The organism is Allobosea thiooxidans (assembly GCF_900168195.1).
Classification (GTDB): Bacteria; Pseudomonadota; Alphaproteobacteria; order Rhizobiales; family Beijerinckiaceae; genus Allobosea; species Allobosea thiooxidans.
Genome location: NZ_FUYX01000001.1, coordinates 204,742 through 229,443 on the forward strand (window position 1 = coordinate 204,742; position 24,702 = coordinate 229,443).

Consider the following 24,702-nt stretch of genomic DNA (forward strand, 5'->3'; position numbering starts at 1 on the left):
TCACTTCCGGAGATAGAGATGAAGACAGCACCGTTCAAATTTGCCGCGATCGGACTTTTGATGTCGGCTGGCGCCGCGTTTGCCGGGCCCGGCGCGGCCGGCCACAGCCATGGCGACGAGGCGGCTTACGGCAAGGCGGGCGATCCCAAGAAACCGGCCCGGATCGTCCAGGTCGTGATGAGCGAGAAGGACGGCAAGATGGCCTTCATCCCCGACCGGATCGAGGTGCGTCGCGGCGAGCAGATTCGCTTCCAGCTTCGCAACAACGGCGAACTCGACCATGAACTCGTGCTGGCCACGCTGGAGGAGAACCTCAAGCATGCCATCGAGATGCAGAAGAACCCCGACATGGAACATGACGATCCGAACGCCAAGCGGCTCGCGCCGAAGAAGACCGGCGAGATCGTCTGGGCCTTCACCAAGGCGGGCGAGTTCGACTTCTCCTGCCTGATCCCCGGCCATCGGGAAGCCGGCATGACCGGCAAGATCATCGTCAAGTAAGCGTCAGAGGAAAGGATCATCCCATGCTGAAGACCACCGCCACCCTCGCATTCCTGATGGTCGCGCTACCGGCTGCCGCCCAGTCGGTCAGCGGCACCGTCACCAAGGTCGACGAGGCTCAGGGCAAGCTCACCATCAACCACGGCGCCATCAAGAACCTCGACATGGACGCCATGACCATGGTGTTCCGGGCTGGCGATCCCGCCATGCTCAAAGGGCTGAAGGCCGGGGACAAGATCAAGTTCGACGCCGACCGCGTCAACGGCCAGATCACGGTCACCAAGCTTCAAAAGGCGAAGTAACCTAAACGGCCGATCCGGGGCGCAGGCATTTCCCGGTTTGCTTGCGCCGGATCGGCCATTCGGGACACCTGGGTGGAGCAAGCCTTGGGGTGGTTCACCGAGGTCGAGATCCGCCTCGATCGCGTCGATGTAGAGGCCCCGGAGGCAAGTACTTGACCTTCCCATCATGGGAATCCTCAACCTTGCGTCAGCTCATCGATGCATATGCGGAGAACCGTCATGACCGACACCCCAACCAGCAAGGGCCATGGCCATCATCATGACCATGGCGCCCATGGGGGACATCATCATGAGCACGAGGGAGAAGCCGGGAAGGTAAAGGACCCGGTCTGCGGGATGACGGTCGACCCGCACGCGACGACGCACCGGGCGCAGTACGGGGGCAAGCCCTATTACTTCTGCTCCTCCGGCTGCCAGTCGAAATTCATGGCGGAGCCCGCCAAATACGTCGAGCCAGCGGCGGCCCGGACGGCGGAACCCGTGCCGGAAGGCACGATCTACACCTGCCCGATGCATCCCCAGATCAGACAGGTGGGACCAGGCTCTTGTCCGATCTGCGGAATGGCGCTCGAACCGGTGCTCGCGACGGCGGAGACCGGCCCCAGCCACGAACTGATCGACATGACGCGCCGGTTCTGGATCGGACTCGCGCTCTCCCTGCCCGTGGTCGTGTTGGAAATGGGCGGTCACCTGACAGGTCTGGGCCACTATGTCGGCCAGCAGACCTCGAACTGGATCCAGATGCTGCTCGCGACACCGGTCGTGCTGTGGGCCGGCTGGCCGTTCTTCGAGCGCGGCTGGCAGTCCCTGGTCTCGCGCAACCTCAACATGTTCACCCTCATCGCCATGGGCACGGGCGTGGCCTGGGTCTACAGCATGGTGGCGACGCTGGCGCCCGGGATCTTCCCGGCTGCGTTCCGAGGTCATGACGGCTCGGTGGCCGTGTACTTCGAAGCGGCCTCCGTCATCACGGTTCTCGTCTTGCTCGGGCAGGTCCTCGAGTTGCGGGCACGGGAGAGCACCAGCGGGGCCATTCGCGCCCTGCTCGACCTCGCGCCCAAGACGGCCCGCAGGATCATGCCCGACGGCACCGAGCAGGAGGTCCAGCTCGACACCGTGCAGGTCGGCGACCGTCTGCGGGTGCGGCCGGGCGAGAAGGTCCCGGTCGACGGCGTCGTCGTCGAGGGACGCAGCGCGGTCGACGAGTCGATGGTCACGGGCGAGTCGATGCCGGTCACCAAGGAAGCGGGGGCCGCGGCCATCGGGGGCACGATGAACCAGTCCGGCGGACTCGTGATCGAGGCGCAGAAGGTTGGGCACGACACGATGTTGTCGCGGATCGTCCAACTGGTGGCGGAGGCCCAGCGCAGCCGCGCCCCGATCCAGCGATTGGCCGATCACGTCTCGGGCTACTTCGTGCCCGCGGTCATCGGCATTGCGGCACTCGCCTTCATCGCGTGGGCGTTCTGGGGTCCGGAGCCGCGGTTCTCCTACGGCCTCGTTGCGGCCGTCGCGGTCCTCATCATCGCCTGTCCGTGCGCGCTTGGTCTCGCCACGCCAATGTCGATCATGGTCGGGGTCGGCCGCGGCGCCCAGGCGGGCGTTCTGATCAAGAATGCCGAGGCCTTGGAACACATGGAGAAGGTCGACACCCTCGTGGTCGACAAGACCGGAACCCTCACGGAGGGCAAGCCATCCGTGACTGCCGTGGTTCCGGCTCCGGGTTTTGACGAAGCCGAAATCCTGCGCCTGTCAGCCAGCGTGGAACGGGCAAGCGAGCATCCGTTGGCGCTGGCCATCGTCGCGGCCGCCGACAAGCAGGGTATCGCCACCGCGCCGGTCGCCGATTTCGACTCGCCCACCGGCAAGGGAGCGCTGGGTACCGTCGAGGGACGGCGCGTCGTGCTCGGCAACGCGGCCTTCCTGACCGAGCATGGCATCGATCCAGCTCGCCTGGCGGAGCAGGCGGACAAGTTGCGCGAGGACGGCGCCACGGTGATCTTCGCCGGAATCGGCGGGAAGGTGGCGGGTGCCATCGCAATTGCGGATCCGGTCAAGAGTTCGACGCCGGAGGCGCTCGCCGGGCTCAGGGCGGAAGGCATCCGGGTCGTGATGCTCACCGGCGACAACTGGACCACCGCGAAGGCGGTCGCCAGGCGGCTCGGAATCGACGAGGTCGAGGCCGAGGTCCTGCCCGACCAGAAGAGTGCCGTGGTCCAGCGTTACAAGGCAGACGGCAGGGTGGTCGCCATGGCGGGCGACGGCGTCAACGACGCGCCGGCGCTGGCGGCGGCGGATGTCGGCATCGCCATGGGCACGGGCACCGACGTGGCGATGGAAAGTGCGGGCGTGACCCTGCTGAAAGGCGACCTCACCGGAATCGTGCGGGCGCGACGGCTGTCGCAGGCCGTGATGCGAAACATCCGCCAGAACCTGTTCTTCGCCTTCATCTACAATGCGCTCGGCGTGCCCGTGGCGGCGGGAGTGCTGTTTCCGTTCTTCGGCATCCTGCTGTCGCCGATCATCGCGGCGGCCGCGATGGCACTGTCGTCGGTCAGCGTGATCGGCAACGCGATCCGCCTGCGCGCGGTACGACTGTAGTTGCCGGGCCGGGCAGTTCCATTGGGAGCCGCCCGGTCCGTCCGACTGTTTGATGCAGCGCAAGGTTTCGGTCCGCCAACCGGGTAGACTTCCTGCAATGAAGAGGCGTCGCAAAAAAGCTCTGTCTCCGCTGATGGCCATGCTCCTCGCGGTCGCCGCGATGGTTCTCGTGGTCGGTCGCATGGCGACGCCTGCCTTTTCGGCGCCCGGTCCTGCCACGCACCTGTCGTTGGTCATGGAGCATGGGCACGTCGACCCGGCGGCGGCCTCCATCCATCACGGCCGTAACGCGGATCAAGACAGCGCCGAGGGAACGGCGGGCGGCCCTTCCTGTGACCAGGATTGTCTCGGCGCTTCCTCGAGCTGCCTCGTCGTTCCCCCGGCGATGATCCGTGCCGGTGCCCCTTTCCCGGGATGGCCCGAAGCCATCTGCCTCCAGCCCGGGAATGACCTGATGCTGGCCGGGGCAATCCCGGAGGTGCGATTCAAACCGCCAAAATCCATCGCGTAACCCAACCGAATCCCGACCCCGCCGCTTCCGTGATGTCGCGGCCTGCGTGGGCACCGGGACCCTGTTCAATTCGAATTCGGAAGGACAATGCGATGTTCGCACGCGGAACCCAGATTGCACTCGCCCTCGTCACATCCCTTGGTGCCGCCAGCGCCCGGGCCGACACGATCGTCGTTGCCAATGAGAACGGGCAGAGCCTCTCAATCATCGACTCGCAGACCTCGAAAACCACCACCGCGGCGATTCCGATCTCGCCGCACAACGTCGACGTCACCGCCGATGGCCGCCTCATCCTGGCGACCGGCATGCCTGCGGCACAGTCCGGCAGCCACGCGGCTCACGGCTCCGCAGGCGGGCAACTCGTTCTCATGGACGTCGCTGGCGACGCGCCCGGCGCGCCGCAGGTCGTGACCGTGGGAGGGCATCCGGCGCATGTCGTTCCCGACGCACAGGGGCATTTCGCCTATCTGACCGACGCCGAAACCAACTCGGTGGTGGTGGTCGACATCCCGGGGCGTAGGGTAACCGGTCGCATCCCCGTGCAGAACTACCCGCATGGACTGCGCCTATCGCCGGACGGAAACCTGCTCGCGGTCGCCAACATGAAGAGCGACACGGTCTCGTTGGTGGATACGCGCAATCCGGAGAAGGCCATGCATATCTCCGTCGGAAAGCGGCCGGTCCAGGTCGCGTTCGACCGGAGCGGCCGCATCCTCGTGGTCTCGCTCAACGGCGAGGACAAGGTCGCCATCATCGACGTCGACACTCGCAAGGTGCTGCGGAAGGCCTCCGTCGGAAACGGACCCGTGCAGGTCTACGTTACGCCGGACGGCAAGGCCGCCCTGGTCGCGAACCAGGGCTCGGCGGCGAAACCGGACAACCGGGTGTCGGTCGTCGCGATCGAGGACGGCAAGCTGATCCGGAACGTGACGGTCGGCAAGGGAGCGCACGGCATCGTCATCGCTCGCGACGGTCGCACGGCCTACGTCACGAACACCTACGCGAACACCATCTCCGCGATCGATCTCGGCAGCCTCTCGGCCGGGAAGTCCTATCCGGTCGGAAAGGGGCCGAACGGCATCGCCGCCCGCTAGGTGTCAGGAAGCGGGAGCAGACCGGGTGGGCGGAACGAGCCTTTCCGGTACCCCGCTTGATTTCGCTCAAGGCGCCGTTCGCAAGCAACGTCCAAGATCGGCACGCTCCGCACCGGGAGAGATCGACATGCCCACCACACCGACTCCTGCCCCCGAGTCGCCACGAACCTGGCGGACCCTGCTGATCAACACGCCCCTGGGTTGGGTCTGCTCGCTCGCGTTGGCCGCTCTCGGCATCTACCTCCTCGCGAACCACGGCGGTCATATCGTGACCGCACTGCCCTACCTCCTGCTGCTGGCCTGCCCCCTGATGCATCTGTTCATGCACGGCGGCCACGGCCACCACGACAAGCGGGAGTGACCGCCCAAGGCCGGGCCGTCTGCGGCCCGGCCGAGAACATTGGGGCCCTTGCGGCCCCGGGACCAATGGCTGCGCCCGACGCAACCTGATCGGCGCTGCCTGCGGCCATTCCGCGAAAGCTGCGCCGACGCCGTTCTTGCCCTTTTTGACCGCTCAAAGGAGACACTGCCATGAAGATGTCCGTTCTCGCGACCGTCCTGGTTACCCTTGCCGGGCCCACGCTGGCCCAGGCGCCGACTTCCAGTGACCCGCACCATCCAGGTAATGCCCCCAAGGCGCAGGCCCAATCCACAGCGCCGGGAAAACCTCAGGCGATGCCCGGCCAATCCGGAATGCCGATGCCCATGGGCCAGATGATGCAGGGTCAAGGCATGCCCGGCGGCAGCCAAGGGATGATGGGCCAATTCTCGACCGAGGATATGAGTGCCTTCGCCGAAGCCCATATCGCGTCCATCCATGCCGGGCTGAGGCTGACCGCCGACCAGGAAAAGCTATGGCCCCCTGTCGAAACCGCGCTCCGGAATCTGGCGACCCTTCACCTCAGCCATATGCAGGCCATGCGCCAGACAGGAGGGACGACGGCAAACGATCCGGTGAGCATGCTGCGCACCATGGCCGATCATATGAGCCAGGGATCCGACGCCATGCGCAAACTCGCGGACGCTGCCGCGCCGCTCCACGCGACCCTCGACGAGGCCCAGAAGCGGCGGCTGCCGGTCCTCGTCCGGATGGGCAGCCGAGGCATGATGGGGCAAGGCATGATGGGGCGGGGAATGATGGGACCCGGCGGTGCCATGATGCCCGGCGGATCCGATGGTGCTGACGACGACACCCCGAACAAGCACTGATGCGCCAGCCCGGATGGAGCCTGGCTCGCAACGAGGTCAGTCCTGCTCCGAACCAATGAAAACGGGCGGACACGGGGTTGTCCGCCTTCGCAAGAGCGCCCTCGAAAGGTACGTGCCGTCGCGACATCGGCGCGTCGTGATGAAACGCCACTTGACCTTACCATCATGGGAAGGTGCAGACTGCTCTCATCGTCGATGAGAAACGGAGATCATTCCATGTGCGGATGCAACAACCACTCCTCCCGGCCGGACCAGGCGGCCGAACGTGATCCGAATGCCCTGACCTTGCGGGTCGAGGACATGACCTGCGGTCACTGCGCTGGCACGATCAAGAACGCGATCGAGACGGGCCTGCCCGGCACGCAGGTCGAAGCCGATCCGGCTTCCAAGTTGGTGTCCGTCCGCGGGAGCAGCGACCTGGCATCCATCAAGGCTCTGGTCGCCAAGGCCGGTTATACCCCGGTCGCAGCCTGAAGGAGATGCTCATGCTCAACCGCCGCAGCTTCCTCGCCGTTCTCGGAACCTCTGGCGCCGCGATGATGGCCGAACGAGCCTTTGCGCAGGCCACCCTGCCGAAGATGATCGTGACCAAGGATCCGAACTGCGGCTGCTGCGGTGGCTGGGTGGAGCACATGAAGGCCGCCGGCTTCCCCGTCGAGGTCATCACATCCTCGGATGTCGACCAGGTGAAGCTCCGCCTCGGCGTGCCGGACGACCTTGCCTCCTGCCACACGGCGGAGGTGTCCGGTTACGTGGTCGAGGGTCATGTGCCGGCTGACGCCGTCAAGCGCCTCCTGGCCGAGAAGCCACAGGCTCGGGGCCTCGCCGTTCCGGGAATGCCGATGGGTTCTCCCGGCATGGAGGTCGCCGGCAAGGCGCCGGAGAGCTACGAGGTCGTCCTGTTCGGATCGTCGCGGCATTAGGTAGCAAAAACCACCAGATCTGATCCCGGTTCTTTGGTAGCTTCCGGCTCCTTTTGACGGAGCGGGAGCAGGTGAGAGTTGACGAGGAACTGAAGCGGAAGCGCGCCGAGCTGCTCGGCGAGGTCGAGGAATTGAAGGCCAGGATTCAGGCGATCGATGGACAGGTCTCGGCGATCGACCAGGTGATCGCGATCTACGATCCGGCCCACGTACCGCGGGGGTCCGCGGCAACGAAGCCGCAGCGGCCGAGGGCAGCCCAACAGCTCCCTCCCGAATTCGCACGGATCAACAAGAACGAGGCCATCCTCGAGGTACTCCGCGAGGCGGAGCAACCGCTTTCAACAGCGGACTGCACCTCCCGGATCGCAGAGCGCAACGGTGCAGACGCGGACGATCCGTCCATGCCGCGTTTCCTGACGCAGGTGTCCGCTGCTCTGATCGCCCTCACCAAGCGCGGCCGCGTGCGCCAAGCGGGCACCGTCGATGGCCGAAAGCATCTCTGGGAGATCGCGGCCTAGGCCGCGGCACTGCCTTCCCAGATCAGGTCAGGCGGCTTGTTGCCCTGCCAGTAGCCGCACAGGGACCGCGACGTCGGCCGCTTCAGCGCCTGCCCGAGCAGGGAACGCGTTAGCCCGCCATTGCTCGTGCGCCTCATATCCTCGCGCCAGGCGATGTCGGCCGCGTACCAGTCGAGATATCGCGTCGAGAAGCGGTGGTGGATGCCGACATAGGCCCGCTGGATGCGGCTGAAGAAGCTCTCGACGACGTTGGTGTTCGTGCCGTCCTCCGAGGAATACGCCTCGGAGTGGTTCACCCGGCCCATGCGGTTCAGACCCACGACATCGTTGTAGCTCCCGTGCTCGTCGGCGAAGACCTTCGCGTTCCGGGAGACGTGATCCCGAACCGCGGCCCATGCCGCATCACCGTCCTCCTCGCGAATGACCCGGGTGAAGGTTCGGCCGGACACGCCCCGCTGCCGGATCGCGAGGATGCAGAGGCGGTCGGGGCTCCGGTTCTCCTTCAGGCGTCGGTCGACACGATCCTCCGCTCGATTTTCCGGTCTCACATGCCCGCCCGCATATTTGCCGTCGATCTCGACCTCGCCGTCGAGCACCATCTCGTCGCGGCGCGACGCCACGGTCTCGCGGAGCTTCATCAGGAGCACCCAGGCCGTCTTGTACTGCACGCCGAGCTCGCGGGAGAGCTGGAGGGCAGCCTTGCCCTTGACGGAGTTGGCGACGAACCAGATCGCGAAGAGCATCTTCTTGAACGGCAGCTTGCGCCAGGCGAACGCCGTTCCGGACGTCACCGTGAAGACGGAGCCGCATTCCTTGGCGGAGCACTTGAAACGACTCCGGGTCATCTCGTAGCAGCGCAGGTTGCCGCAATGCGGGCAGTAGGCCTCGCCGTCCGTCTCAGGCCAGCGGGCCTGCCGGAACCACTTGTAGGCTGTCCTCTCCTGGATGCGGGAGAGTTCGGTGACCGTCAGGTCGCGGACCTTGGGCGAAAGCAGGAAGTGCTGGCCGGACCTCTCCATGGCTCAGCGCTCCCCTCGATGCGAGGGAGAGCGGTATTTCCCAGCCCCCGGCGAAGGCAGGGAAGCTGAAACCAATGGTGATGAGCGGCATGGTCATGCTCGGAGTCCGGTCCGGTATTGGGATTGTCATGGTCGAAACAGCGGGAACGGTCGACAGCCCGGGAAGGCCTCGCGGTTCAGGTCAGTGCTGTCATATGAGCCGATGCATGATCGGAGCTCATGGCAGGACGAGCGCTCGGAGTCGATCGCGACGCTGGTGAGAGGTTAACCGACCGCTACTTGCTGCCGACGGCGGCTTCCAGCGGACTTAGCACGATGCGAGTCTGTCGGATGTGAACTGGCATCTCGCCCGTGTGGCGCGCCCGGATCGGTTTCCTCACGGCCGCCGGCGCGGGCACCTCGTGGCCCGCATGATGCCGCTCCCCCTCACACGACCGCCGGCACGGGTTCGCTGAGGACCGGCCCGAAGATCGCGCGGCCGAGCTCCAGAGCCTCGCTCATGTCCAGACGGGCTCCGGTGCGCTGGACCGCCTGGCTGTCGAGCCAGCGTTTCAGGTGCCCGTCGGAGCAGAAGAATGCGATCGCCGGGCAGCATGAGACTGCCGCGCTGTCGGTGTAGGCAAGGTCGTACCAGACGACCGCCCCGGGATGGGACAGGCTCCGCAGTGCTCTGCCCGTATCCGCTGTCGTGACGCGGATCGTCTCGCCACAGGAGCGGCACGGCGACTCGACCGTGACGTCGGTGCGGTACATCGCGGCGACGCCGAGGGCGTCGATGGCGCACAGGGCATTCAGCACATGCCCATTGAGTTCGACCCGGTGTCCGGTCGCATGCTCGGTGAACGGATAGGCCAGCCAGATGGCGTCCGATCCCGCCTTGAGGCCAACGAGGTCCCGCAGTTGCAGCTTGCGGAGCAGCGCGGAGACGCGGCTTCCGTCGATCCCCGCCGCGGCGGCGATTTCGTCGACGTTTGGAGGCCGCCCCTGGGCCGCGTAGAGCCGCAGGACGGTCCGCCAGACGATGTCCTCGCTGACCTCAAGCGCGTGTGACCACATGTCGAGCAGGCCCGAACGGGCCGCCGAGCGTCCGGCGAGGGCCTGTCGGGCGGCCGGCGTGGTCACGGCCGACCAGTCCGGGCGCCGCACGCCCGGCCGGATCTCCGCGGCAACCTCTCGTGTGGGGTTCACGGTGCTGTTCATGGCTCGATCCTCCATGGGGTGGTCAGGCGCTATCCTGCGCAGCAGGACAGCATCTTGACGTCCTTGTCGAAGGTCTGGGCGGCGAGCTTGAGCCCCTCGACGGTGGTCAGATACGGGAAGATCGTCTCAGCCAGGGCGTCGATTGTGAGCCCGCCCCGGATCGCCATGGCCGCCGTCTGGATGCTGTCCGCGCCTTCGGGGGCCAGGATGTGCGCCCCGAGCAGCTTGCGGGTTCCACGGTCCGCCACGAGTTTGATCAGGCCCCGCGTGTCGCGGGCGGCGAGGGCGCGCGGGACGTTGTCGAGGGCGAGCACCGAGGTCCGCACGTCATGTCCGGCGGCGCGGGCCTGCGCTTCGGTCAGCCCGACGCTGCCGACCTGCGGATCGGTGAAGACCACCGCCGGCATGGCCGAATTGTCATAGCGGAGGCTGTCGCCGTTGAGCGCGTTCCTCGCCGCGAGCTTCGCGCCGTAGGCGGCCATGTAGACGAACTGGTCCTTGCCCGTGACGTCACCCGCCGCGTAGACGCCGGCCCTGGTGGTGCGCATGCGGTCGTCGACAAGGATGGCGCCCATGGGGGTCTGGGCGATGCCCGTCTCCGCCAGGCCAAGGCCTTCGGTGTTGGGGGCGCGGCCGGTCGCGACCAGGATGCGCTCGGCGCCGATGGTTTGCGGTTGCCCGTCCCTGAGGACGGTGAGGGCGATCCCCTCCTCCGTCCTGCGAACGGAATCATAGGTCAGGTCGCCCATGACCGTGATGCCCTCGTCGGTGAGATAGCCGGCGAGCGCCGCTCCGATCTCGGGCTCGGCCTCCGGCAGGAGGCGGCTGCGGAAGACCAGTGTCACGTCCACTCCGGCACGGGCGAAGGTCTGCGCGAGCTCGGCCCCGACGTAGCCGCCGCCGACCACGATCATGGAGCGGGGCAACTCGGTCAGGGCCAGCGCCGTCGTGCTGTCAAGCGCGGACACGTCCGCGATGCCCGGGATGGCCGGCAGGGCCGGCCGCGTCCCGGTCGCGATGATGATGCGGTCCGAGACGAGGCGCTTGCCGCCGGCCTGCACGCCCCCGTCAACGAGGCGCGCCTGGCCTTCGTGATAGGCCACGTTGTTGTAGGCCGGCAGGAGGTCGACGTACTTGGCCTGGCGCAGGCTCGCGACAAGGTCGTCCTTTTGGGCAACCAGCGCCTGCCAGTCGGCCACCCGCGCGTTGCCGTCGATCCCGGCAAAGCGGGAGGCCGCGTTGGCGTGGTGCACCGCCTCGGTGGCCCGGATCAGGGCCTTGGAGGGCACGCAGCCGACGTTGACGCAGGTGCCGCCCATTGTGCCGTGGCCGACAAGGGCAACCTGTGCCCCCTGTTCGGCGGCCGTGATGGCGGCGGAAAACCCGGCCGACCCAGCCCCGATGACCACCAGATCGTAGCGGTCCTTGCCGTTCTTCGCGCCCGTGCCGCAGCAGTCACTCATGGTCTCAACTTTCATGTGTTCCCGTCCGGCTCGCAGCAGCGGGCGGTCGGGGAGGAAGACCTCTTGCCGGTTTTGGTGAGGGCGTGGTGGTTCAAGAGGAACTCTTCCCGTCCTTCACGGTCGACGGATAGCCAGCGTTGGTCGTCGCCTGGGTCAGCGCCTCGGGCGTGACCTTCCCATCGTCAAAGGTGACGGTCGCCGTCGCCATGCCGCTGTCCTCGACCACCGTGACCTGGCTGACGCCCGGGATGCGGGAGAGCACCCTCTTCACGATCGGGGCGCAGGTGGCGCAGCTCACGTTCTCGACGTTGAGCGTGACGGTGCGCGGTGCGGCCATGGCCCCACCCGCGAGCATCAGGGCCGAGGCGGTCAGGGCAATACGAAACAGGGTCTTCATCTCAGGTCTCCTCAGAGGGTGATCAGCAGCGGGGCGGTATAGGGGAAGGTGACGGCCGCCAGGACGAGCGCGGCGGCCGCCCAGAGGCCGATCTTGGCGATGCGGCTCGATCCCGGCCGCGCGCAGGAGCCTCCGGGCGCACAGGCGGCCTTGGGTTGGCGATAGACCCGCCAGAAGCCAAAGGTCAGGAAGGCCACCGCCACGGCCACGAAGACCGGCTGGTAGGGCGCCATTGCGGTCAGGTTGCCGATCCATGCCCCGCTCGCTCCAAGGCCGAAGAGCACGAGGGGCAGGATGCAGCAGGACGAGGCCCCGAGTGCGGCAAGAATGCCTCCGGCCGCCAGCAGGCCTTGGCTGGCTCTTGCGGAGGTCGCGCCCTCCTGCCGGCTTGCCAGCCCGCTTGGCTCAGCACGGGTCAATTCACCCATCGAACAATCTCCTTTACGTCGATGGAGCGACCGTGCATCCTGTAGTGGCTACAGGAGCAAGGGCATTTTCGATGGACGCGATCACGCATTCGCGAGGCGGGACGCTCCCCATCGGCGAGCTGTCACGGCTCACCGGGGTGAACATCGAGACCATCCGCTACTACGAGAAGGTCGGGATGCTGCCCGCGCCGCCCCGCACCGAGGGGGGTCGCAGGGTCTACGACCGGCACCATCTGCGCGTGCTGGCCTTTATCCGGCGCGGCCGCGAGCTCGGATTCACCCCGGACGAGATCAAGGCGCTTCTGGCGCTCGGCGGCCCGGAGCGCGCCCCGTGCGGCGAGGTTCGCGAGATCGCCACGAAGCACCTGGACGATATCCGGGCAAAGATCGCCGACCTCAGCAAACTCGAACGATTGCTTGGGCAGACCATCGACCGCTGCGAAGGCGGCACCGCGCCCGAATGCCCAGTGCTCGACATTCTCTCGCCTGAGCCGAGCTAACGCTAGTGGCTCTCACGCACTATGCGAAGGCCTCGGGAGGCTGCCGGGGGCGTCCACGCGTCATCGAAATTCTTGAACCGAGGAGCCTGAAACCTCTCGGATTCAGGTACTTACCGAACCCTCAGTGGTCTTTGCTACCTAATGCCGGATCGTCGGGCCGGACAAGCTTCGCGCGCTACCGCGGCGTCAACCGCGCCTGATCCCTGGCGACGCCCTTGCTCGGGTTGCTGCGCTGGCGGCTGCGAGCCTGCATCCTAGGTTGGCGGCGCGGGCTCGATAGGAAAGAATCCATAGCGACCCACGCCTTCGATCTTGGTGAATTTTACCGATTGCAAAGAGGCCTGAATCTCCGCGGGAGGATCAGTATTTTCAACGACGAGCACCTGCCTGTCGGCCTGTAGCTTCGCTAGGAATTCGAAGAAATGCGAATTCAGATCGGAGCCTCTTAGATCGTCGCCGTCTCCCTCTGGCTCCCTGTAGGACAGCAAGGGAGAGTCGAGAACGATGAATCCCGGATGCGGGGTTTCAAACTGTCGACAGTACTGGAGAAGGCTGACCGTGAATGCTGCCTGGGTGATGGCGCGAAGCCCCTTACCGAACGAGGTCCTATTCTTGCCGTTGATGACAAGGTCCCGCGTCTTGGAATCGAAATGGACGCGATCGATTTCAGGGAAATGCCAAGCTTTCAGGGTGGACAGGACGATGCCGGCGAACTTGTCAGCGGTCGAGCTCGGCAAGTCGACATCGCTGAGGCTGTTGCCACCGTTGCCGGATACTTCGCCCTCGCGTTCCAGCGCGGCCTTGCGCTGCTCAAGGTCCGATAGACCGCGGTGTATCGCGAGCGCTTCGCGCACCTCGCCATCCTTGTCGGCCAACTGCCTGTAGGCTGTTCTAAGCTGGCGCAAATTGGGCGCAACGACTCGGTCGATCTCGCCGGATACGGTATCAAGCTGCTCTTCGAGCATCGGAAGGCGCCGCTCGAAGCTCACAGCTTCCTTCCGCAATGTCGCAATCGTCTGTGTCAGCTCCGTTTGGCGTATTTCGATTTTGCGGATTTCGGACTGTGCGGCTGCGACTGCCTTCTCGACATCGAAATCGCATTCGGCTTTGCGATGATGTTCAGGTGCCGAACCGCAGAATGGGCAGGTGCCGGTGCCGAGCGCGCCGAAAAGGCTGCCCGCTTCCTCGATACCGCGTAACCTTTCCTTGTCGGAACTGTAGTGCGCGTCGAGCAATGTGAAACGTTCTAGAAGCGCCGTGATCTCAGTTAGCCGATCCCTTCCTTCTTCGACCCGGCGTGCGATGTCCCTGCGGCGCGTGGCGGCGTCTCTGAATGCGGTTTCCGAGACGGCGAGAAGTTCTCCTTGAGATCGCATGGACTCGCCGAGGCGTTCTCGCTGGGCTTCCAGTTCGTCCGGTGGTCCAGCCAACTCTTTGACCTGGCGGCGGTGGCTTTCGATCAATTGATCGAGCAAGTCGAGTTGGGCGCTGCGGCTTTGTTCTTCCGGGCTGCGCGGCTGTGCGGTCGCAAGTGCAGAATCGTCGACGCCGGTCAGCAGCAGTTTGAAGACTGAGGTATTGGTCGTGTCGGCCGTATAATTGCCATCGGATAGTGGCGAGCGCTGCTGGATAATCTCTTCCTCGTTGATGATAACGAGGCGGGCAAGATTGCGGAAGCTAAGGCTGTTGGTGTCGCCGCGCTTGTTCCGTCTTACCCGTTTATGAGCGAGATCGAGCTTTGCTAGCAGATAGGCCGAGAGGTTTTCCTCGTTGCGGTCGCTATGGGTGTCGGCGAGCGGCGTGCCTTCACCCTCGGGGAGGGTGTCAGAATAGAGACCTTCGAAAAGACGAAAAGCGTTACCCTCCGTGCTTCTAAGCAACGTGAACTGATGGCCGTCCAGCGTTTCCATCGCGAGGAGGATCTTATCATAACCGACCCGCTCCGGGATGTCGCGCAGAGGTCCCTTGCCGCCGAGCATGAAATCTATTGCGTCGGCGATGAAAGACTTGCCGGTGTTCGATGCGCCGTGGATGACGTTGAGGCCAGGTCCGAAGGGTATCGTAGCGAATTTGCGCGCCGGCCCGTGAAAGCTGAGACTGCGCAGCCGTAAGCCTTTCCTCATGCGTACGCACCGAGGCTGCGTTCGACGTTCTGAAACTCCACGACCCACCTATCGAAGAATTTGCGCATCACCCCCTCGAGCGCGGAATCGGTGTAGTCAGCAAGATGGTAGACAAGCCAGTCGGCGCGGTCCTTCAGCGCCGCGAGATAGGGCGTGCGCAATGAATCGAGAAACATCGCCGCGCCCTCGCCGGCGCGGTAGGAGATACCGTTCTCGTCGACGATTCGTGCGACCAATTCGCGCGTCATCATCAGATGCAGCGCATCCTGGACCACGCGTCGGCGGACTTCTGTGGCGGGCGTCTGAATTGGTGTCGCCGGATGAAGGTCATCGGGTCCGCCCAATTGATGCGTTCGAACGAGCAGATAGTCGAACGCCGTCAGCCGCTGAATGTCATAGGCGCGCGGAAACGCGGAGCCCAGAACAGCGACTGCACGGACACCGGCCTCGAGAGGGCCGTTGAACGTCAACGAAAACTGGTCGCGCGCTACTTCGTCCATCTTAGACGGTCTTCATTGGCAAGCTGATGGCAGATGCCGCGCTTGTCTTTCACCAGCGCACTCGCACCCAGCGGATGGGCGTCGAGTGGCACGTTCTGCGCCGCCTGAGTTACAGCCTTGACGCGCTCAAACCCGTCAGCGTGATCGCCATCGGCGGTGTCCGCTACACCATGGTAGATCTCATCCTGCAAGCCCTCGAACGCGCCGGGCTCCACTTTGTCCCGAACAAAAATGCGTAGAGCTTCTGCGTGGAAGTAGCACTCGCGCTGCCGCTTGAAATGATCTTCGAGCGGTTTCCACGCCTTCAGCCCGGCGACATCGGGAACTTCTGCCTTGATGTGTTCGGAATAGGCCGCCAGCAGACGAGCGACATAGACGCTCTCGTGAGTTCCCAGATCGGTTGGCGGCGCGCCGACGACGGGGCGCGGCGGCAGACCGCCGCCGAAGCGCGTAATGAAATAGGGCGTAGCGCGATGTTGCTCGATGACTTCGCGCGGCGACATGGGCTGGAAGATCGAGAAGTCGAAGGCGTCAACATACTCGGCGAACTTGCCGTCGAGGGTTACGAGCTGCGTTGCCGTGATCTTATTTGCGACGGCTTTCGGCCAGGCTTCGATCAAAGCCGCCTTCAACGCGGAAGCATTCGTCAGATACTGGGTGAGCGTCGTGCCCGTCCCGCGCGGGGCGACGAAATAGTAGGCGCGCGGCGGCGTAAAAACGCCGCAAAACGAATACCACAGCATCTTGCCAACTTCGGGCCAGGCGGTGCCCGGCGTGATGGCGTCGCGGTAGTGCTTGCACTGGTAATTGTCCCAGATGCCTTGCAGGTAATTCTTGTCGGCGAAGCCCGCCACGTCGATGCCGTGGTCATTGGCACCGGTGTAACGCAGGACCTTTTCATATTTCGTTTTGAGAGATGACACCCATTCGTCGACGAATGCCTCCCATTGAGACGGATCGTATGTGACGATGCGGACCAGAGGTTCGATCGGCGGCCCGCTCTGGACGTGCGCAGGCGAGAGCATGGTAGAGCTCGATGGCGGCGACGCAATCTCGGCAAAATAATCTGCCACGCCGTCCTTCAGTGGGACGGCAGTGTCGCGGTTCGCAGTCAAATGTTTGCCCCCCCCGTTGTCATAAGGAGCCGCCCGCAAAGCACTGTCAATAACAGTCCCCTCAGCCACAAGGACAATACCCAAGTATAGCGGCACTCGGGTTTACGCAGTGCCGCCGGAACCGCACATGCCAGCCTCAATGGCTGATCTCGGCTGCAAAGGAAAGTTGCCCACCTCAGTCGAGAGTTTCCAGACCTGATATGGCTCCTATGCCCAGTCTACGTGGGAGACGCCTCTATCCCTGGTAGTCCACGGGAAAACGAATGCTTGGCCCGACAGCCCCGTCGCCAGTGAGAAACCTCACTCCGTAATTTTCCAAAACTTTCCGGACGGAATCGGCCACTTTCACGCTGACGGACAATGACCCCGCCTCCAGTCGGCTCAGGGAAGCGCGACTGATTCCCGCTTCCTCAGCGACCTCGTCGGGATTCAATCCCATGCCAACGCGGGCTGCCTTCAAAATCCGTCCGGAAGGAAACATTTCGTTGAAAAAGCACAGGAAGAGCCCGGAATCCACCTTGTCAACAATTTGTCTATAAGGACAAAATTTGCTCTTAAATGACGAAAATTTGTCTTTTTAGCTGGATCTCGGATTTGACCACTGATAGCTTCCTTCCGAATCGGAAGCGTTAAGGATTCGAAAGGAAGCGAGATGGAGGTTTTCCTGATCAGCGGCTCGAACGCGAATTCCATCAGAACCAACACGAGCCTTCTGATGGCTTTCGGATTGAAATTGCTCGGCCTGGAGACGGTTCATATCCAGCTTACGGGCAGGGATGAGCGGCCAGTCCTAACGGGCGAGATGCCTGCGCCGTTCGCGACCGCTTGGTTCCCGGCAACCGAACGTCCGCCAAGCTCGGCGGCGATCTGGGACTGGATCAGACAATCCGCAACGGCGGAGGCGGTCGTCGTCGACCTCCCGGTATCCGCGTTTGACCATGGCTGGATCGCCGACCCCGCATTTCGAATCCTCTTGCCGATGGCCACCGGCGCTGCCGAAGCTGAACGAACCGCTCGCGACTTCCACGCAATCGCAGCCTCACTCGTGTCACCCGATTTGGTCCTTCCGTGGATACTGCCGGTGGGCTGGCCGCCGGCCATGGAGCCCTCGGATTTCGAACCGGTACTCAATCGCGCCATGAGCCGATCTGGGCTTCTCGCGCCGTCGAGCGATCGTGTGATCCAGCCGGGTGGGATCTCGACGTTTGAAATCAGGTCAGCGCCACCCGTCGTGGACGGCCGAATATCCTTGTCGCCGAGGCTGGCCACTGCGACGGAGGGGATTGCCTATGCGATGCTGAAGGCGACGGGCAGCTCGTTGCTGCCCGTTCCGAACGATGCGTTCTAGCCGAACCCGGTCGGTCACGCCGCCCCCGGGCAAGCGATCCAAACTAGTGATTGCCGGCCGAAACGTACCAGCCCTAAGATCGTTCATCGCCGTTGCGAGCGAGATCATCAAGTGGCTCGAATCCATGCGGATTCGAGGTCCGGTGACGGCTGCGAATTCCATCCCAAATGTCGCGAGGCGCGGTGCGGTGGATTCGGCTGAGCAATTTCCAAGATCGGCCGCGAGCCCTCCCAGGATATCTCGTCGTCACGAGGGGCCCGATACCGACTGGCTCGAAGAGGAGTTCCCAATGGATCGGAGGTCCACTGCGCTCCGGGAGCGGTTTCCGGTAACCAGGAAGTTGGGTCGATTCCTAGCCTACTGCACCGTCATCCGCGACTGCCGACGCTATCCGCAACTGCGTTGTGGTGAGCCGGTGTCGCTCGTCCTGATCATGCCGGAAGACGTCGATGTCGACGACTACAGGCAGGCGGTTCATCTTGCATCGTTGCGATCCCGTCGGACCATTCGGTTGGGCTCGAACACGGCTGCGAAGATCGTCGTAGCCGAGGAGAACTGGAGCAAAGGCTCAAAGGATCCGGCCGGCGTCGGGCTTTTGAAAGAGGACCGCTGGGTTGTCTTGGCTGCGGACACGGCCCAGTTGCCGGCGATGGTTCTCGCGGCGGTCGATGGCATCATCCATCTCGCAGCACCGGAGCCTCGCCATTTCATCGCTGCGGGCAAGATCTGCCTTGGCCAAAGCGTGAGCGAGGAACAGGCCCACGAGCTTGCATCGATGCCGCTCGCGGTGATCAGCACCATACTTCGACGCGGGCGCCCTGTTTCGCAGTCGCTCGAGCGCATGCGGAAGGCGATGGAGAAGCCGCCACCGGTCGAGGTGCGCCAACTCCGGATCGAGCATCTTCACGGACTCGGCGAGGCGGGAAGCTGGGCGCGAGAGCTCGCCATCGACTTGAAGGATTGGCGTGACGGAAAGATCGGCTGGGATGACGTGGATCAGGGTGTCCTCGTGAGCGGGGCACCCGGAACAGGCAAAACTACCTTCGCAAAGGCGTTGGCAACCACCTGCGCAGTCAATTTGGTTGTGGGATCGCTTGCGCGCTGGCAGGCGCGCGGCCACCTCGGGGACTTGCTCAAGGCCATGCGGGCGACGTTCGACGAAGCACGCCGCCGATCGCCTTGCATTCTGTTCATCGACGAAGTCGACGCCCTCGGCGACCGGGAGACGTTCAGGGGCGAGAATGCGCAGTACAACATCGAGGTGGTCGCTGGCCTGCTCGAATGTTTGGATGGCATCGAGCAGCGGGAAGGTGTCGTCGTCGTAGGCGCTTGCAACTATCCGGAACGGCTCGATGCTGCTCTCGTACGGCCCGGCCGGTTTGACCGTCACGTCCAGATTCCACTCCCGGATGCAGGCGCCCGTGAAGGCATCGTTCGCTGGCATCTCGATAACGCACTCGTCGGCGAGAATTTATCGTTTATCGCTGCGCGGACAGAAGGCTGGAGCGGCGCTGCACTGGAGCGACTTGTCCGTGACGCCCGCCGACTGGCTCGCCGCGCGCGCAGGGCCATCGCGATCGAGGATCTCACGGCCTCGCTTCCGCCGACGATTGCGATCCCGGAGCAGTTGATGCGCCGCACGGCCGTCCACGAGGCTGGACATGCCACCGTGGCAATCGCGCTCGGGAGGCGGTTTGAGTCCGTGGAGATTCGCGACGTCGTCGAACCAGCCTTGTCTGTCCAGCCCTTGGGTGGCGTCTTGGTCGGTCCGAGGGCCGTTGTCGACACGACGGCCCAGAGCCTTCTCGACGAGATCTGCTTTTTGCTCGGTGGCACGGCCGCGGAGGATGTCTTCCTGGGCAGCAGGTCGATTGGAGGTGGGGGGACGCGCGGCAGCGACCTTCACCTCGCTACCCTGACCGCGCTCCGGCTCGAAACATCCTACGGCCTTGGTCAAGGCCTCGCCTTCTTGGCAGCGGACGGGGAGGCCGATCTCTGGCGAACACTGCACATGTCGCCAACCGTTCGCGAGCGGATCGAGGGCATCCTGGCCGAGCAAATGACCCGGGCGCGTTCAATCATTCAACATCACAGGATCGGGACGAAGCAGGTCGCGAACGAGCTCCTCAAAGAGAGGAAGATCGGGTTCGCGCCCATTGTCGCCTTGATCTCGAATTCAGAGCCCCTCGAGCTCACGGCCGACCATGAATCGGCTGCCTGGGAAATCGTCCAACCCATGTGAGGTCACCATGCGAGAGCAGGATATTCAACGCATTCGCGCAACCGCCTGGGCTGCCGGACAGCCGAAAGCGGCATTGATCGATGTGCTCGCCGAGGTCACCCAGCCCTCCGTGAGGGCAGAATTTGAACGTGCACCGCACGCTCTAGAAGGCGAGGTAGGCAGTCGAGGCCTATCGAGAGCTGCCGACCATGACGGGCAGCCGGTGGTCGTGATCTCCCTGGAGGAGCTGGCTGAATTGCTCGAAGCCGTCGCGAAACCGCTCTCATTCGGAGAAGCAATGACCGCAATAGCGTTCGAAACGGCTTTGAGACCTCAACCGAAGACGCCACGGGGAAATCGACGGAATCCGACGAGATAGCTCTCCTGCCCGAACAGCAACAGCAGCTCGATTTTCATTTTCTCCGGGACATTGGAGTATGCATGCGGCTCTTGGTGCTGTCTGATATCCATCGCGAGTTCGGCCCGTTTGAGCTTCCGCATGACATCGGAGAGTTCGATGTCGCGGTGTTCGCGGGCGATATTGACCGCCCGATCGCGAGCTCGATCGATTGGATCGACCTTCAAAGGCGAGGCCCTCTGAGAGAGCGGCCCGTCGTCTTTGTCCCCGGAAACCACGAGTTCTATGGAACTGAGATTATTTCCTCTTTGGAGGATGCCAGAAGCCGAGCGAAAACGGCGGGCATCCATCTGTTGGCCCCCGGAATGACCGTGATAGCAGGCACGCGGTTCGTCGGCGCTACCTTATGGACGGACTACAAGCTCCTTGGAGATCCGAGGCTAGCCTGTCACGCCGCCCAGGACGGGATGAACGACCATCGACGGATCAAGATCACCGAAGGCAGGAGGCGCATGCCGTTTCGGCCAGCTCACGCACTATCGATGCATCGGCGGGACCTGGCCCACATCACCGGCGTTCTCGGGAAGCCGTTTGCTGGGCCAACGGTGGTGGTGACGCATCACGCGCCGCATCCAAAATCTGTCCAACCGCGATATCGGGGTGATCCGCTTTCTCCCGCATTCGCGTCCGACCTCGGAGAGATCATTGAACGCTTTCGGCCGGAGCTCTGGATTCACGGTCACGATCATGGCTCGCATAACTACCTCGTCGGGACGACACAGATCGTATCAAATCAGGCCGGATACCCCCAGGGAGGAGGGAAACGCGAGAACCCCTTATTCAATCCTTGCCTGACAGTTGAAGTGACCGCGCTTTGTGGAGGGTGCACCCGCCAATAGCTCCGGATCGAGGACATCCGCCCCTTTGCAGCTTGAAGCCAATGTCTTGGTCACCTATATTCGGGTTGCCGCTTCAACGGCTACGACAGTAGACGGTTGAACATGATAGGCGTTCGGACATGGGTGCGATTCCCATCGCCTCCACCTAAGCCCTGCGGGCACTCAGGGTTTTGGCGGGGGCGAATTAGGTTCGACGGGCGCTGAAGAGTTCAGCTTGCTGTTCGGCATGGTTCCGCCGTTATCGGGCCATTGCATAGTTGCCAACGACAACAATGCTCGGGTTGCTGTCGCCGCGTAAGCGGTGCTGGTTCCCAAATCAAAGTCCTTGCGCTTAGCCGTGTAAGGCGGGGTTCGGAGGTACCTGGCAACAGAAACCTCCACTCTCTTTTTGGATGGTGGCTGTGATTGGTGCACGCTCATGAGCGCGGTCGCGGGATCAAGCCTGTGAGCGAGACGGCAGAGACAACGAACTTTCTTTTGACCCTCCCGTCTATGCGACTAGAATGCTCGCGTTATGTCGGCTACCTGAGTAGTTGGCTTGGCGACGCGGTGGAGCTAGGAGGAATCGGCGTTTTCACTGTCGGCGAACTATGGGAACCCTAATGTAAAGTTCGGTACCCGGCGCCTCCACCAAAGCCCTGACGGGCTGCATCCTGCGGCGAAAGCACAGGGTTTTGGCGGGGGCGAAATAGGATCGACGAGGGTGTAAAGGTTGTTCTTTTGCTCGGCATGGTTCCGCCGTTATCGGGCCAAAAGCATAGTTGCCAACGACAACAATGCTCGGGTCGCCGTCGCCGCGTAAGCGGTGCTGGTTCCCAAACCAAAGCCCTTGCGCTTAGCCGCGTAAGGCGGGGCTCGGAGGCGCCTGGCAACAGAAGCCTCCACTTTCATTTTCAGCCTGCCGGCCGTTCCCGCCGGAGCAACAAGCGGAATCGTCTACCCGATGTCCAAAGATGTGCTGCGTTACGATCTGATGGTCCAGGAGGCGCTCAAGGGCGTCGTCCGCAAGATCCTGGCCGAAGCGGCACGCGACGGATTGCCGGGCGAGCATCATTTCTACATCACCTTCCGCACGGGTGCCCCGGGCGTGCGCCTGTCGCAGCGCTTGCGCGAGAAGCATCCCGACGAGATGACGATCGTCCTGCAGCACCAGTTCTGGGACCTCAACGTCAGCGACCACGCCTTCGAGGTCGGGCTGTCCTTCTCGGGCGTGCCGGAGCGGTTGCTGATCCCCTTCGACGCCGTCACCACCTTCTTCGACCCCTCCGTCCAGTTCGGGCTGAAGTTCGAGACCCAGGACGAACCCGAGGACGCGCCGGACATGGCGCTGCCCGAAGCCGCGCCCGCCCCGACGGCCGTGCCGGCCAAGGTGGTGCCGGCCGGCGTGCCGGCGCCGAAGACGCGCGCCCCCGCCGCCGATGCCGGGCAGGACGGCGATGCTGCGGCTTCCGAGGCGGATGACAGCGACGACAAGGGCGGCGCCGAAGTCGTCAGCCTCGACTCCTTCCGCAAGAAGACCTGACGGACCTTTCCCATGACCGAGACGCGCACCGAAACCGATTCCTTCGGCCCGATCGCGGTGCCGGCGGATCGCTACTGGGGCGCGCAGACGCAGCGCTCGCTCGAGAATTTCCGCATCGGCGGCGAGCGCGAGCGCATGCCCCTGCCGCTCGTCCACGCCCTCGTCCTGGTCAAGAAGGCGGCCGCGCACGTCAATGCCCGGCTCGGTCTGCTCGACCAGCGCGCGGCCGGCGCCATCGGCCAGGCGGCGGACGAAGCGCTCGCCGGCAAGTTCGACGGCCATTTCCCGCTGGTGATCTGGCAGACCGGCTCCGGCACGCAGTCCAACATGAACGTCAACGAGGTGCTGGCGAATCGCGCCAACGAGCTGCTCGGCGCCGGCCTCGGCGCCAAGAGCCCGGTCCATCCCAACGACCAGGTCAATCGCGGCCAGTCCTCGAACGACTCCTTCCCGACCGCGATGCATGTCGCGGCCGCCCTCGAGATCACCCGGCGGCTGCTGCCGGCCCTGCGCCAGCTCGAGAAGGCGCTGAACGCCAAGGCCGAGGCCTTCCGGCATCTGGTCAAGATCGGCCGCACCCATCTGCAGGATGCGACTCCGGTCACGCTCGGCCAGGAATTCTCCGGCTATGCGATGCAGCTTCATCTCGGCATCGGCCGGATCGAGGCCGCGCTCGGCGGGCTCTATGCGCTGGCCCAGGGCGGCACCGCCGTCGGCACCGGGCTCAACACCCATCCCGACTTCGCGCTGGCCTTCGCCAAGGAGGTCGCGACGCTGACCGGCCTGCCCTTCCGCACGGCCGAGAACAAGTTCGAGGCGCTGGCGAGCCATGGCGCGCTCGCCGCGGCGCATGGCACGCTCGCCGCGCTCGCCGCCGACCTGTTCAAGATCGCCAACGACATCCGCCTGATGGGTTCCGGCCCGCGCTCGGGCCTCGGCGAGATCAGCCTGCCCGAGAACGAGCCGGGCTCCTCGATCATGCCGGGCAAGGTCAACCCGACCCAGGCCGAGGCGCTGACCATGGTCGCGACCCAGGTCCACGGCAACCAGGCGACGATCGGCTTCGCCGCCTCGCAGGGCCATTTCGAGCTCAACGTCTTCAAGCCGGTGATCGGCGCCGCGTTTCTTCAATCCGTGCGGCTGCTGGCCGACGCCGCCGAGAGCTTCCGCACCAATTGCGTCGAGGGCATCGAGGCCAATGAAGCGCAGCTCAAGGATCTGCTGTCGCGCTCGCTGATGCTGGTCACGGCGCTCGCCCCGGCGATCGGCTACGACAAGGCCGCCAATATCGCCAAGGCGGCACATCACAACGGCACGACGCTGCGCGAGGAAGCGCTCAAGGCCGGCGTCGATGCGGCGCTGTTCGACGCCACCGTGAAGCCCGAGCAGATGCTCGGCCCGCACTGACGGCGCGCGACATGGCCGAGATCATCAACCTTCGCAGTTTCCGCAAGCAGAAGGCCCGCGCCGAAGCGGAGAAGGCGGCCGAGCAGAACCGCCTGAGCTTCGGCCGCAGCAAGGCCGAGCGCCGGCTCACCGATGCCGAGCGCGACAAGGCCGGCCGGCAGCTCGACGGCCACAGGCTCGAACGCGACGACGACGAGCCGGAGCCGGCATGACGACAGGGCGCAAGCGCTCGCTCAGCATCGCCGGCCACCGCACCAGCATCTCGTTGGAAGATCCGTTCTGGGAAGCGCTCGGCGAGATCGCCGCCGGAGAGGCCCGCCCGATTTCCGTGCTGATCGCCGAGGTCGATTCCGGGCGCGGCGCGCTCAATCTCTCGGCCGCGCTGCGGCTGCACATCCTGGCCCATTACCGGGAGCGCGCGCAGCGCGCCGGCTGAGCCGGCCGCCGAAAGGCGCGACCACAGGAACAAGAAAACCCAAACAAATCAGAATCCTGCAACGATCGGCGGAATCAATCCGCCAGGTCGTTGAATCAGTTTCTCAA

At 64.3% G+C, this 24,702-nt stretch carries 27 protein-coding genes and 2 other RNA genes; 20 read left to right on the forward strand and 9 right to left on the reverse strand.

Annotated elements, in window-relative coordinates:
- Window positions 1-18: 18 nt before the first annotated feature.
- The 10 genes from B5Y19_RS01000 to B5Y19_RS01045 all read left to right on the forward strand — a co-directional run bounded on the left by B5Y19_RS01000 (window position 19) and on the right by B5Y19_RS01045 (window position 7,659).
- A complete protein-coding gene (locus B5Y19_RS01000; protein ID WP_079590990.1) occupies window positions 19-501 on the forward strand; it encodes a cupredoxin domain-containing protein in 483 nt (160 codons plus the stop codon).
- 23 nt (window positions 502-524) lie between these two features.
- A complete protein-coding gene (locus B5Y19_RS01005) occupies window positions 525-803 on the forward strand; it encodes a copper-binding protein (RefSeq protein WP_055729933.1) in 279 nt (92 codons plus the stop codon).
- 219 nt (window positions 804-1,022) lie between these two features.
- Window positions 1,023-3,404 carry a heavy metal translocating P-type ATPase gene (locus B5Y19_RS01010; protein ID WP_280174369.1) on the forward strand — a complete coding sequence of 794 codons (2,382 nt, stop codon included), beginning with the start codon at window positions 1,023-1,025 and terminating at the stop codon, window positions 3,402-3,404.
- Window positions 3,405-3,456: 52 nt separating this feature from the next.
- Complete coding sequence (locus B5Y19_RS01015; RefSeq protein WP_139384216.1) at window positions 3,457-3,915, forward strand: hypothetical protein; 459 nt, start codon at window positions 3,457-3,459, stop codon at window positions 3,913-3,915.
- A gap of 92 nt (window positions 3,916-4,007) precedes the next feature.
- The gene (locus tag B5Y19_RS01020) at window positions 4,008-5,009 is read left to right on the forward strand and encodes a YVTN family beta-propeller repeat protein (protein WP_139384217.1); all 1,002 of its coding nucleotides are present in this window, start codon (window positions 4,008-4,010) and stop codon (window positions 5,007-5,009) included.
- Between the two features lie 127 nt (window positions 5,010-5,136).
- On the forward strand, window positions 5,137-5,370 hold the full coding sequence (locus tag B5Y19_RS01025) for a DUF2933 domain-containing protein (protein ID WP_067255018.1): 234 nt from the start codon (window positions 5,137-5,139) through the stop codon (window positions 5,368-5,370).
- Between the two features lie 170 nt (window positions 5,371-5,540).
- Window positions 5,541-6,218 carry a Spy/CpxP family protein refolding chaperone gene (locus B5Y19_RS01030; RefSeq protein WP_079590994.1) on the forward strand — a complete coding sequence of 226 codons (678 nt, stop codon included), beginning with the start codon at window positions 5,541-5,543 and terminating at the stop codon, window positions 6,216-6,218.
- 216 nt (window positions 6,219-6,434) lie between these two features.
- Window positions 6,435-6,692 (forward strand): heavy-metal-associated domain-containing protein, encoded by a 258-nt coding sequence (locus B5Y19_RS01035; protein ID WP_047579395.1) that lies wholly within the window; start codon window positions 6,435-6,437, stop codon window positions 6,690-6,692.
- 5 nt (window positions 6,693-6,697) lie between these two features.
- Window positions 6,698-7,141, forward strand: a complete 444-nt coding sequence (locus B5Y19_RS01040; protein WP_079590995.1) for a DUF411 domain-containing protein — start codon at window positions 6,698-6,700, stop codon at window positions 7,139-7,141.
- A gap of 71 nt (window positions 7,142-7,212) precedes the next feature.
- The gene (locus tag B5Y19_RS01045; protein WP_055730215.1) at window positions 7,213-7,659 is read left to right on the forward strand and encodes a hypothetical protein; all 447 of its coding nucleotides are present in this window, start codon (window positions 7,213-7,215) and stop codon (window positions 7,657-7,659) included.
- Here the strand turns inward: B5Y19_RS01045 and B5Y19_RS01050 are convergent.
- The 5 genes from B5Y19_RS01050 to B5Y19_RS01070 all read right to left on the reverse strand — a co-directional run bounded on the left by B5Y19_RS01050 (window position 7,656) and on the right by B5Y19_RS01070 (window position 12,166).
- Window positions 7,656-8,678, reverse strand: coding sequence for an IS1595 family transposase (locus B5Y19_RS01050; protein WP_055730216.1), 1,023 nt, complete (start codon window positions 8,676-8,678; stop codon window positions 7,656-7,658). The genes B5Y19_RS01045 and B5Y19_RS01050 overlap by 4 nt on opposite strands.
- Before the next feature lie 426 nt (window positions 8,679-9,104).
- Complete coding sequence (locus B5Y19_RS01055) at window positions 9,105-9,878, reverse strand: alkylmercury lyase family protein (protein WP_176168534.1); 774 nt, start codon at window positions 9,876-9,878, stop codon at window positions 9,105-9,107.
- Window positions 9,879-9,907: 29 nt separating this feature from the next.
- Complete coding sequence (gene merA, locus B5Y19_RS01060; RefSeq protein ID WP_079590996.1) at window positions 9,908-11,356, reverse strand: mercury(II) reductase; 1,449 nt, start codon at window positions 11,354-11,356, stop codon at window positions 9,908-9,910.
- Between the two features lie 76 nt (window positions 11,357-11,432).
- Window positions 11,433-11,738 carry a cation transporter gene (locus B5Y19_RS01065; RefSeq protein ID WP_055730219.1) on the reverse strand — a complete coding sequence of 102 codons (306 nt, stop codon included), beginning with the start codon at window positions 11,736-11,738 and terminating at the stop codon, window positions 11,433-11,435.
- An 11-nt stretch (window positions 11,739-11,749) separates the two neighbouring features.
- On the reverse strand, window positions 11,750-12,166 hold the full coding sequence (locus B5Y19_RS01070) for a mercuric transporter MerT family protein (protein WP_055730220.1): 417 nt from the start codon (window positions 12,164-12,166) through the stop codon (window positions 11,750-11,752).
- Between the two features lie 71 nt (window positions 12,167-12,237).
- Between B5Y19_RS01070 and B5Y19_RS01075 the strand changes: the two genes are divergently transcribed.
- Window positions 12,238-12,666 carry a MerR family transcriptional regulator gene (locus B5Y19_RS01075; RefSeq protein WP_055730221.1) on the forward strand — a complete coding sequence of 143 codons (429 nt, stop codon included), beginning with the start codon at window positions 12,238-12,240 and terminating at the stop codon, window positions 12,664-12,666.
- A gap of 254 nt (window positions 12,667-12,920) precedes the next feature.
- Here B5Y19_RS01075 and B5Y19_RS01080 read toward each other — a convergent pair whose 3' ends face one another.
- From B5Y19_RS01080 to B5Y19_RS26690, 4 genes are all read right to left on the reverse strand, one after another.
- Window positions 12,921-14,789 (reverse strand): AAA family ATPase, encoded by a 1,869-nt coding sequence (locus tag B5Y19_RS01080; RefSeq protein ID WP_079590997.1) that lies wholly within the window; start codon window positions 14,787-14,789, stop codon window positions 12,921-12,923.
- On the reverse strand, window positions 14,786-15,289 hold the full coding sequence (locus B5Y19_RS01085; protein WP_079590998.1) for an ABC-three component system middle component 2: 504 nt from the start codon (window positions 15,287-15,289) through the stop codon (window positions 14,786-14,788). Before B5Y19_RS01085 ends, B5Y19_RS01080 begins: the two co-directional genes overlap by 4 nt.
- Window positions 15,277-16,404 (reverse strand): ABC-three component system protein, encoded by a 1,128-nt coding sequence (locus tag B5Y19_RS01090; RefSeq protein WP_244555442.1) that lies wholly within the window; start codon window positions 16,402-16,404, stop codon window positions 15,277-15,279. Before B5Y19_RS01090 ends, B5Y19_RS01085 begins: the two co-directional genes overlap by 13 nt.
- 235 nt (window positions 16,405-16,639) lie before the next feature.
- The gene (locus B5Y19_RS26690) at window positions 16,640-16,885 is read right to left on the reverse strand and encodes a helix-turn-helix domain-containing protein (RefSeq protein WP_079591000.1); all 246 of its coding nucleotides are present in this window, start codon (window positions 16,883-16,885) and stop codon (window positions 16,640-16,642) included.
- Window positions 16,886-17,056: 171 nt separating this feature from the next.
- Here B5Y19_RS26690 and B5Y19_RS01100 point away from each other — a divergent pair, with 171 nt between their 5' ends.
- The 9 genes from B5Y19_RS01100 (at window position 17,057) to B5Y19_RS01140 (ending at window position 24,595) form a co-directional block, all read left to right on the forward strand.
- A complete protein-coding gene (locus B5Y19_RS01100) occupies window positions 17,057-17,752 on the forward strand; it encodes a hypothetical protein (protein ID WP_079591001.1) in 696 nt (231 codons plus the stop codon).
- 415 nt (window positions 17,753-18,167) lie between these two features.
- The gene (locus tag B5Y19_RS01105) at window positions 18,168-19,994 is read left to right on the forward strand and encodes an AAA family ATPase (RefSeq protein ID WP_176168535.1); all 1,827 of its coding nucleotides are present in this window, start codon (window positions 18,168-18,170) and stop codon (window positions 19,992-19,994) included.
- Between the two features lie 420 nt (window positions 19,995-20,414).
- Window positions 20,415-21,230: a metallophosphoesterase gene (locus tag B5Y19_RS26695; RefSeq protein WP_079591003.1), complete on the forward strand. Its 816-nt coding sequence runs from the start codon at window positions 20,415-20,417 to the stop codon at window positions 21,228-21,230.
- A 28-nt stretch (window positions 21,231-21,258) separates the two neighbouring features.
- Window positions 21,259-21,612, forward strand: a transfer-messenger RNA (tmRNA) gene (gene ssrA, locus B5Y19_RS01115).
- Between the two features lie 147 nt (window positions 21,613-21,759).
- Window positions 21,760-22,116: a transfer-messenger RNA gene (gene ssrA / locus B5Y19_RS01120) on the forward strand.
- A 57-nt stretch (window positions 22,117-22,173) separates the two neighbouring features.
- On the forward strand, window positions 22,174-22,752 hold the full coding sequence (locus B5Y19_RS01125; RefSeq protein WP_055728895.1) for an SspB family protein: 579 nt from the start codon (window positions 22,174-22,176) through the stop codon (window positions 22,750-22,752).
- 12 nt (window positions 22,753-22,764) lie between these two features.
- Entirely contained in the window at window positions 22,765-24,159 is a 1,395-nt protein-coding gene (fumC, locus tag B5Y19_RS01130; protein WP_055728894.1) for a class II fumarate hydratase, read from the forward strand.
- An 11-nt stretch (window positions 24,160-24,170) separates the two neighbouring features.
- Window positions 24,171-24,371 carry a DUF4169 family protein gene (locus B5Y19_RS01135; RefSeq protein WP_055728893.1) on the forward strand — a complete coding sequence of 67 codons (201 nt, stop codon included), beginning with the start codon at window positions 24,171-24,173 and terminating at the stop codon, window positions 24,369-24,371.
- On the forward strand, window positions 24,368-24,595 hold the full coding sequence (locus B5Y19_RS01140; protein WP_055728892.1) for a ribbon-helix-helix domain-containing protein: 228 nt from the start codon (window positions 24,368-24,370) through the stop codon (window positions 24,593-24,595). Before B5Y19_RS01135 ends, B5Y19_RS01140 begins: the two co-directional genes overlap by 4 nt.
- Window positions 24,596-24,702 lie beyond the last annotated feature (107 nt).

What these genes read in the sequence shown, in the direction of transcription:
- B5Y19_RS01000 (WP_079590990.1), top strand. Translation starts at nt 19, where the DNA reads ATGAAGACAGCACCGTTCAAATTTGCCGCGATCGGACTTTTGATGTCG.
- B5Y19_RS01005 (WP_055729933.1), top strand. Translation starts at nt 525, where the DNA reads ATGCTGAAGACCACCGCCACCCTCGCATTCCTGATGGTCGCGCTACCG.
- B5Y19_RS01010 (WP_280174369.1), top strand. Translation starts at nt 1,023, where the DNA reads ATGACCGACACCCCAACCAGCAAGGGCCATGGCCATCATCATGACCAT.
- B5Y19_RS01015 (WP_139384216.1), top strand. Translation starts at nt 3,457, where the DNA reads ATGCAGCGCAAGGTTTCGGTCCGCCAACCGGGTAGACTTCCTGCAATG.
- B5Y19_RS01020 (WP_139384217.1), top strand. Translation starts at nt 4,008, where the DNA reads ATGTTCGCACGCGGAACCCAGATTGCACTCGCCCTCGTCACATCCCTT.
- B5Y19_RS01025 (WP_067255018.1), top strand. Translation starts at nt 5,137, where the DNA reads ATGCCCACCACACCGACTCCTGCCCCCGAGTCGCCACGAACCTGGCGG.
- B5Y19_RS01030 (WP_079590994.1), top strand. Translation starts at nt 5,541, where the DNA reads ATGAAGATGTCCGTTCTCGCGACCGTCCTGGTTACCCTTGCCGGGCCC.
- B5Y19_RS01035 (WP_047579395.1), top strand. Translation starts at nt 6,435, where the DNA reads ATGTGCGGATGCAACAACCACTCCTCCCGGCCGGACCAGGCGGCCGAA.
- B5Y19_RS01040 (WP_079590995.1), top strand. Translation starts at nt 6,698, where the DNA reads ATGCTCATGCTCAACCGCCGCAGCTTCCTCGCCGTTCTCGGAACCTCT.
- B5Y19_RS01050 (WP_055730216.1), bottom strand. Translation starts at nt 8,678, where the DNA reads ATGGAGAGGTCCGGCCAGCACTTCCTGCTTTCGCCCAAGGTCCGCGAC.
- B5Y19_RS01055 (WP_176168534.1), bottom strand. Translation starts at nt 9,878, where the DNA reads ATGAACAGCACCGTGAACCCCACACGAGAGGTTGCCGCGGAGATCCGG.
- merA (WP_079590996.1), bottom strand. Translation starts at nt 11,356, where the DNA reads ATGAAAGTTGAGACCATGAGTGACTGCTGCGGCACGGGCGCGAAGAAC.
- B5Y19_RS01065 (WP_055730219.1), bottom strand. Translation starts at nt 11,738, where the DNA reads ATGAAGACCCTGTTTCGTATTGCCCTGACCGCCTCGGCCCTGATGCTC.
- B5Y19_RS01070 (WP_055730220.1), bottom strand. Translation starts at nt 12,166, where the DNA reads ATGGGTGAATTGACCCGTGCTGAGCCAAGCGGGCTGGCAAGCCGGCAG.
- B5Y19_RS01075 (WP_055730221.1), top strand. Translation starts at nt 12,238, where the DNA reads ATGGACGCGATCACGCATTCGCGAGGCGGGACGCTCCCCATCGGCGAG.
- B5Y19_RS01080 (WP_079590997.1), bottom strand. Translation starts at nt 14,789, where the DNA reads ATGAGGAAAGGCTTACGGCTGCGCAGTCTCAGCTTTCACGGGCCGGCG.
- B5Y19_RS01085 (WP_079590998.1), bottom strand. Translation starts at nt 15,289, where the DNA reads ATGGACGAAGTAGCGCGCGACCAGTTTTCGTTGACGTTCAACGGCCCT.
- B5Y19_RS26690 (WP_079591000.1), bottom strand. Translation starts at nt 16,885, where the DNA reads ATGTTTCCTTCCGGACGGATTTTGAAGGCAGCCCGCGTTGGCATGGGA.
- B5Y19_RS01100 (WP_079591001.1), top strand. Translation starts at nt 17,057, where the DNA reads ATGGAGGTTTTCCTGATCAGCGGCTCGAACGCGAATTCCATCAGAACC.
- B5Y19_RS26695 (WP_079591003.1), top strand. Translation starts at nt 20,415, where the DNA reads ATGCGGCTCTTGGTGCTGTCTGATATCCATCGCGAGTTCGGCCCGTTT.
- B5Y19_RS01125 (WP_055728895.1), top strand. Translation starts at nt 22,174, where the DNA reads ATGTCCAAAGATGTGCTGCGTTACGATCTGATGGTCCAGGAGGCGCTC.
- fumC (WP_055728894.1), top strand. Translation starts at nt 22,765, where the DNA reads ATGACCGAGACGCGCACCGAAACCGATTCCTTCGGCCCGATCGCGGTG.
- B5Y19_RS01135 (WP_055728893.1), top strand. Translation starts at nt 24,171, where the DNA reads ATGGCCGAGATCATCAACCTTCGCAGTTTCCGCAAGCAGAAGGCCCGC.
- B5Y19_RS01140 (WP_055728892.1), top strand. Translation starts at nt 24,368, where the DNA reads ATGACGACAGGGCGCAAGCGCTCGCTCAGCATCGCCGGCCACCGCACC.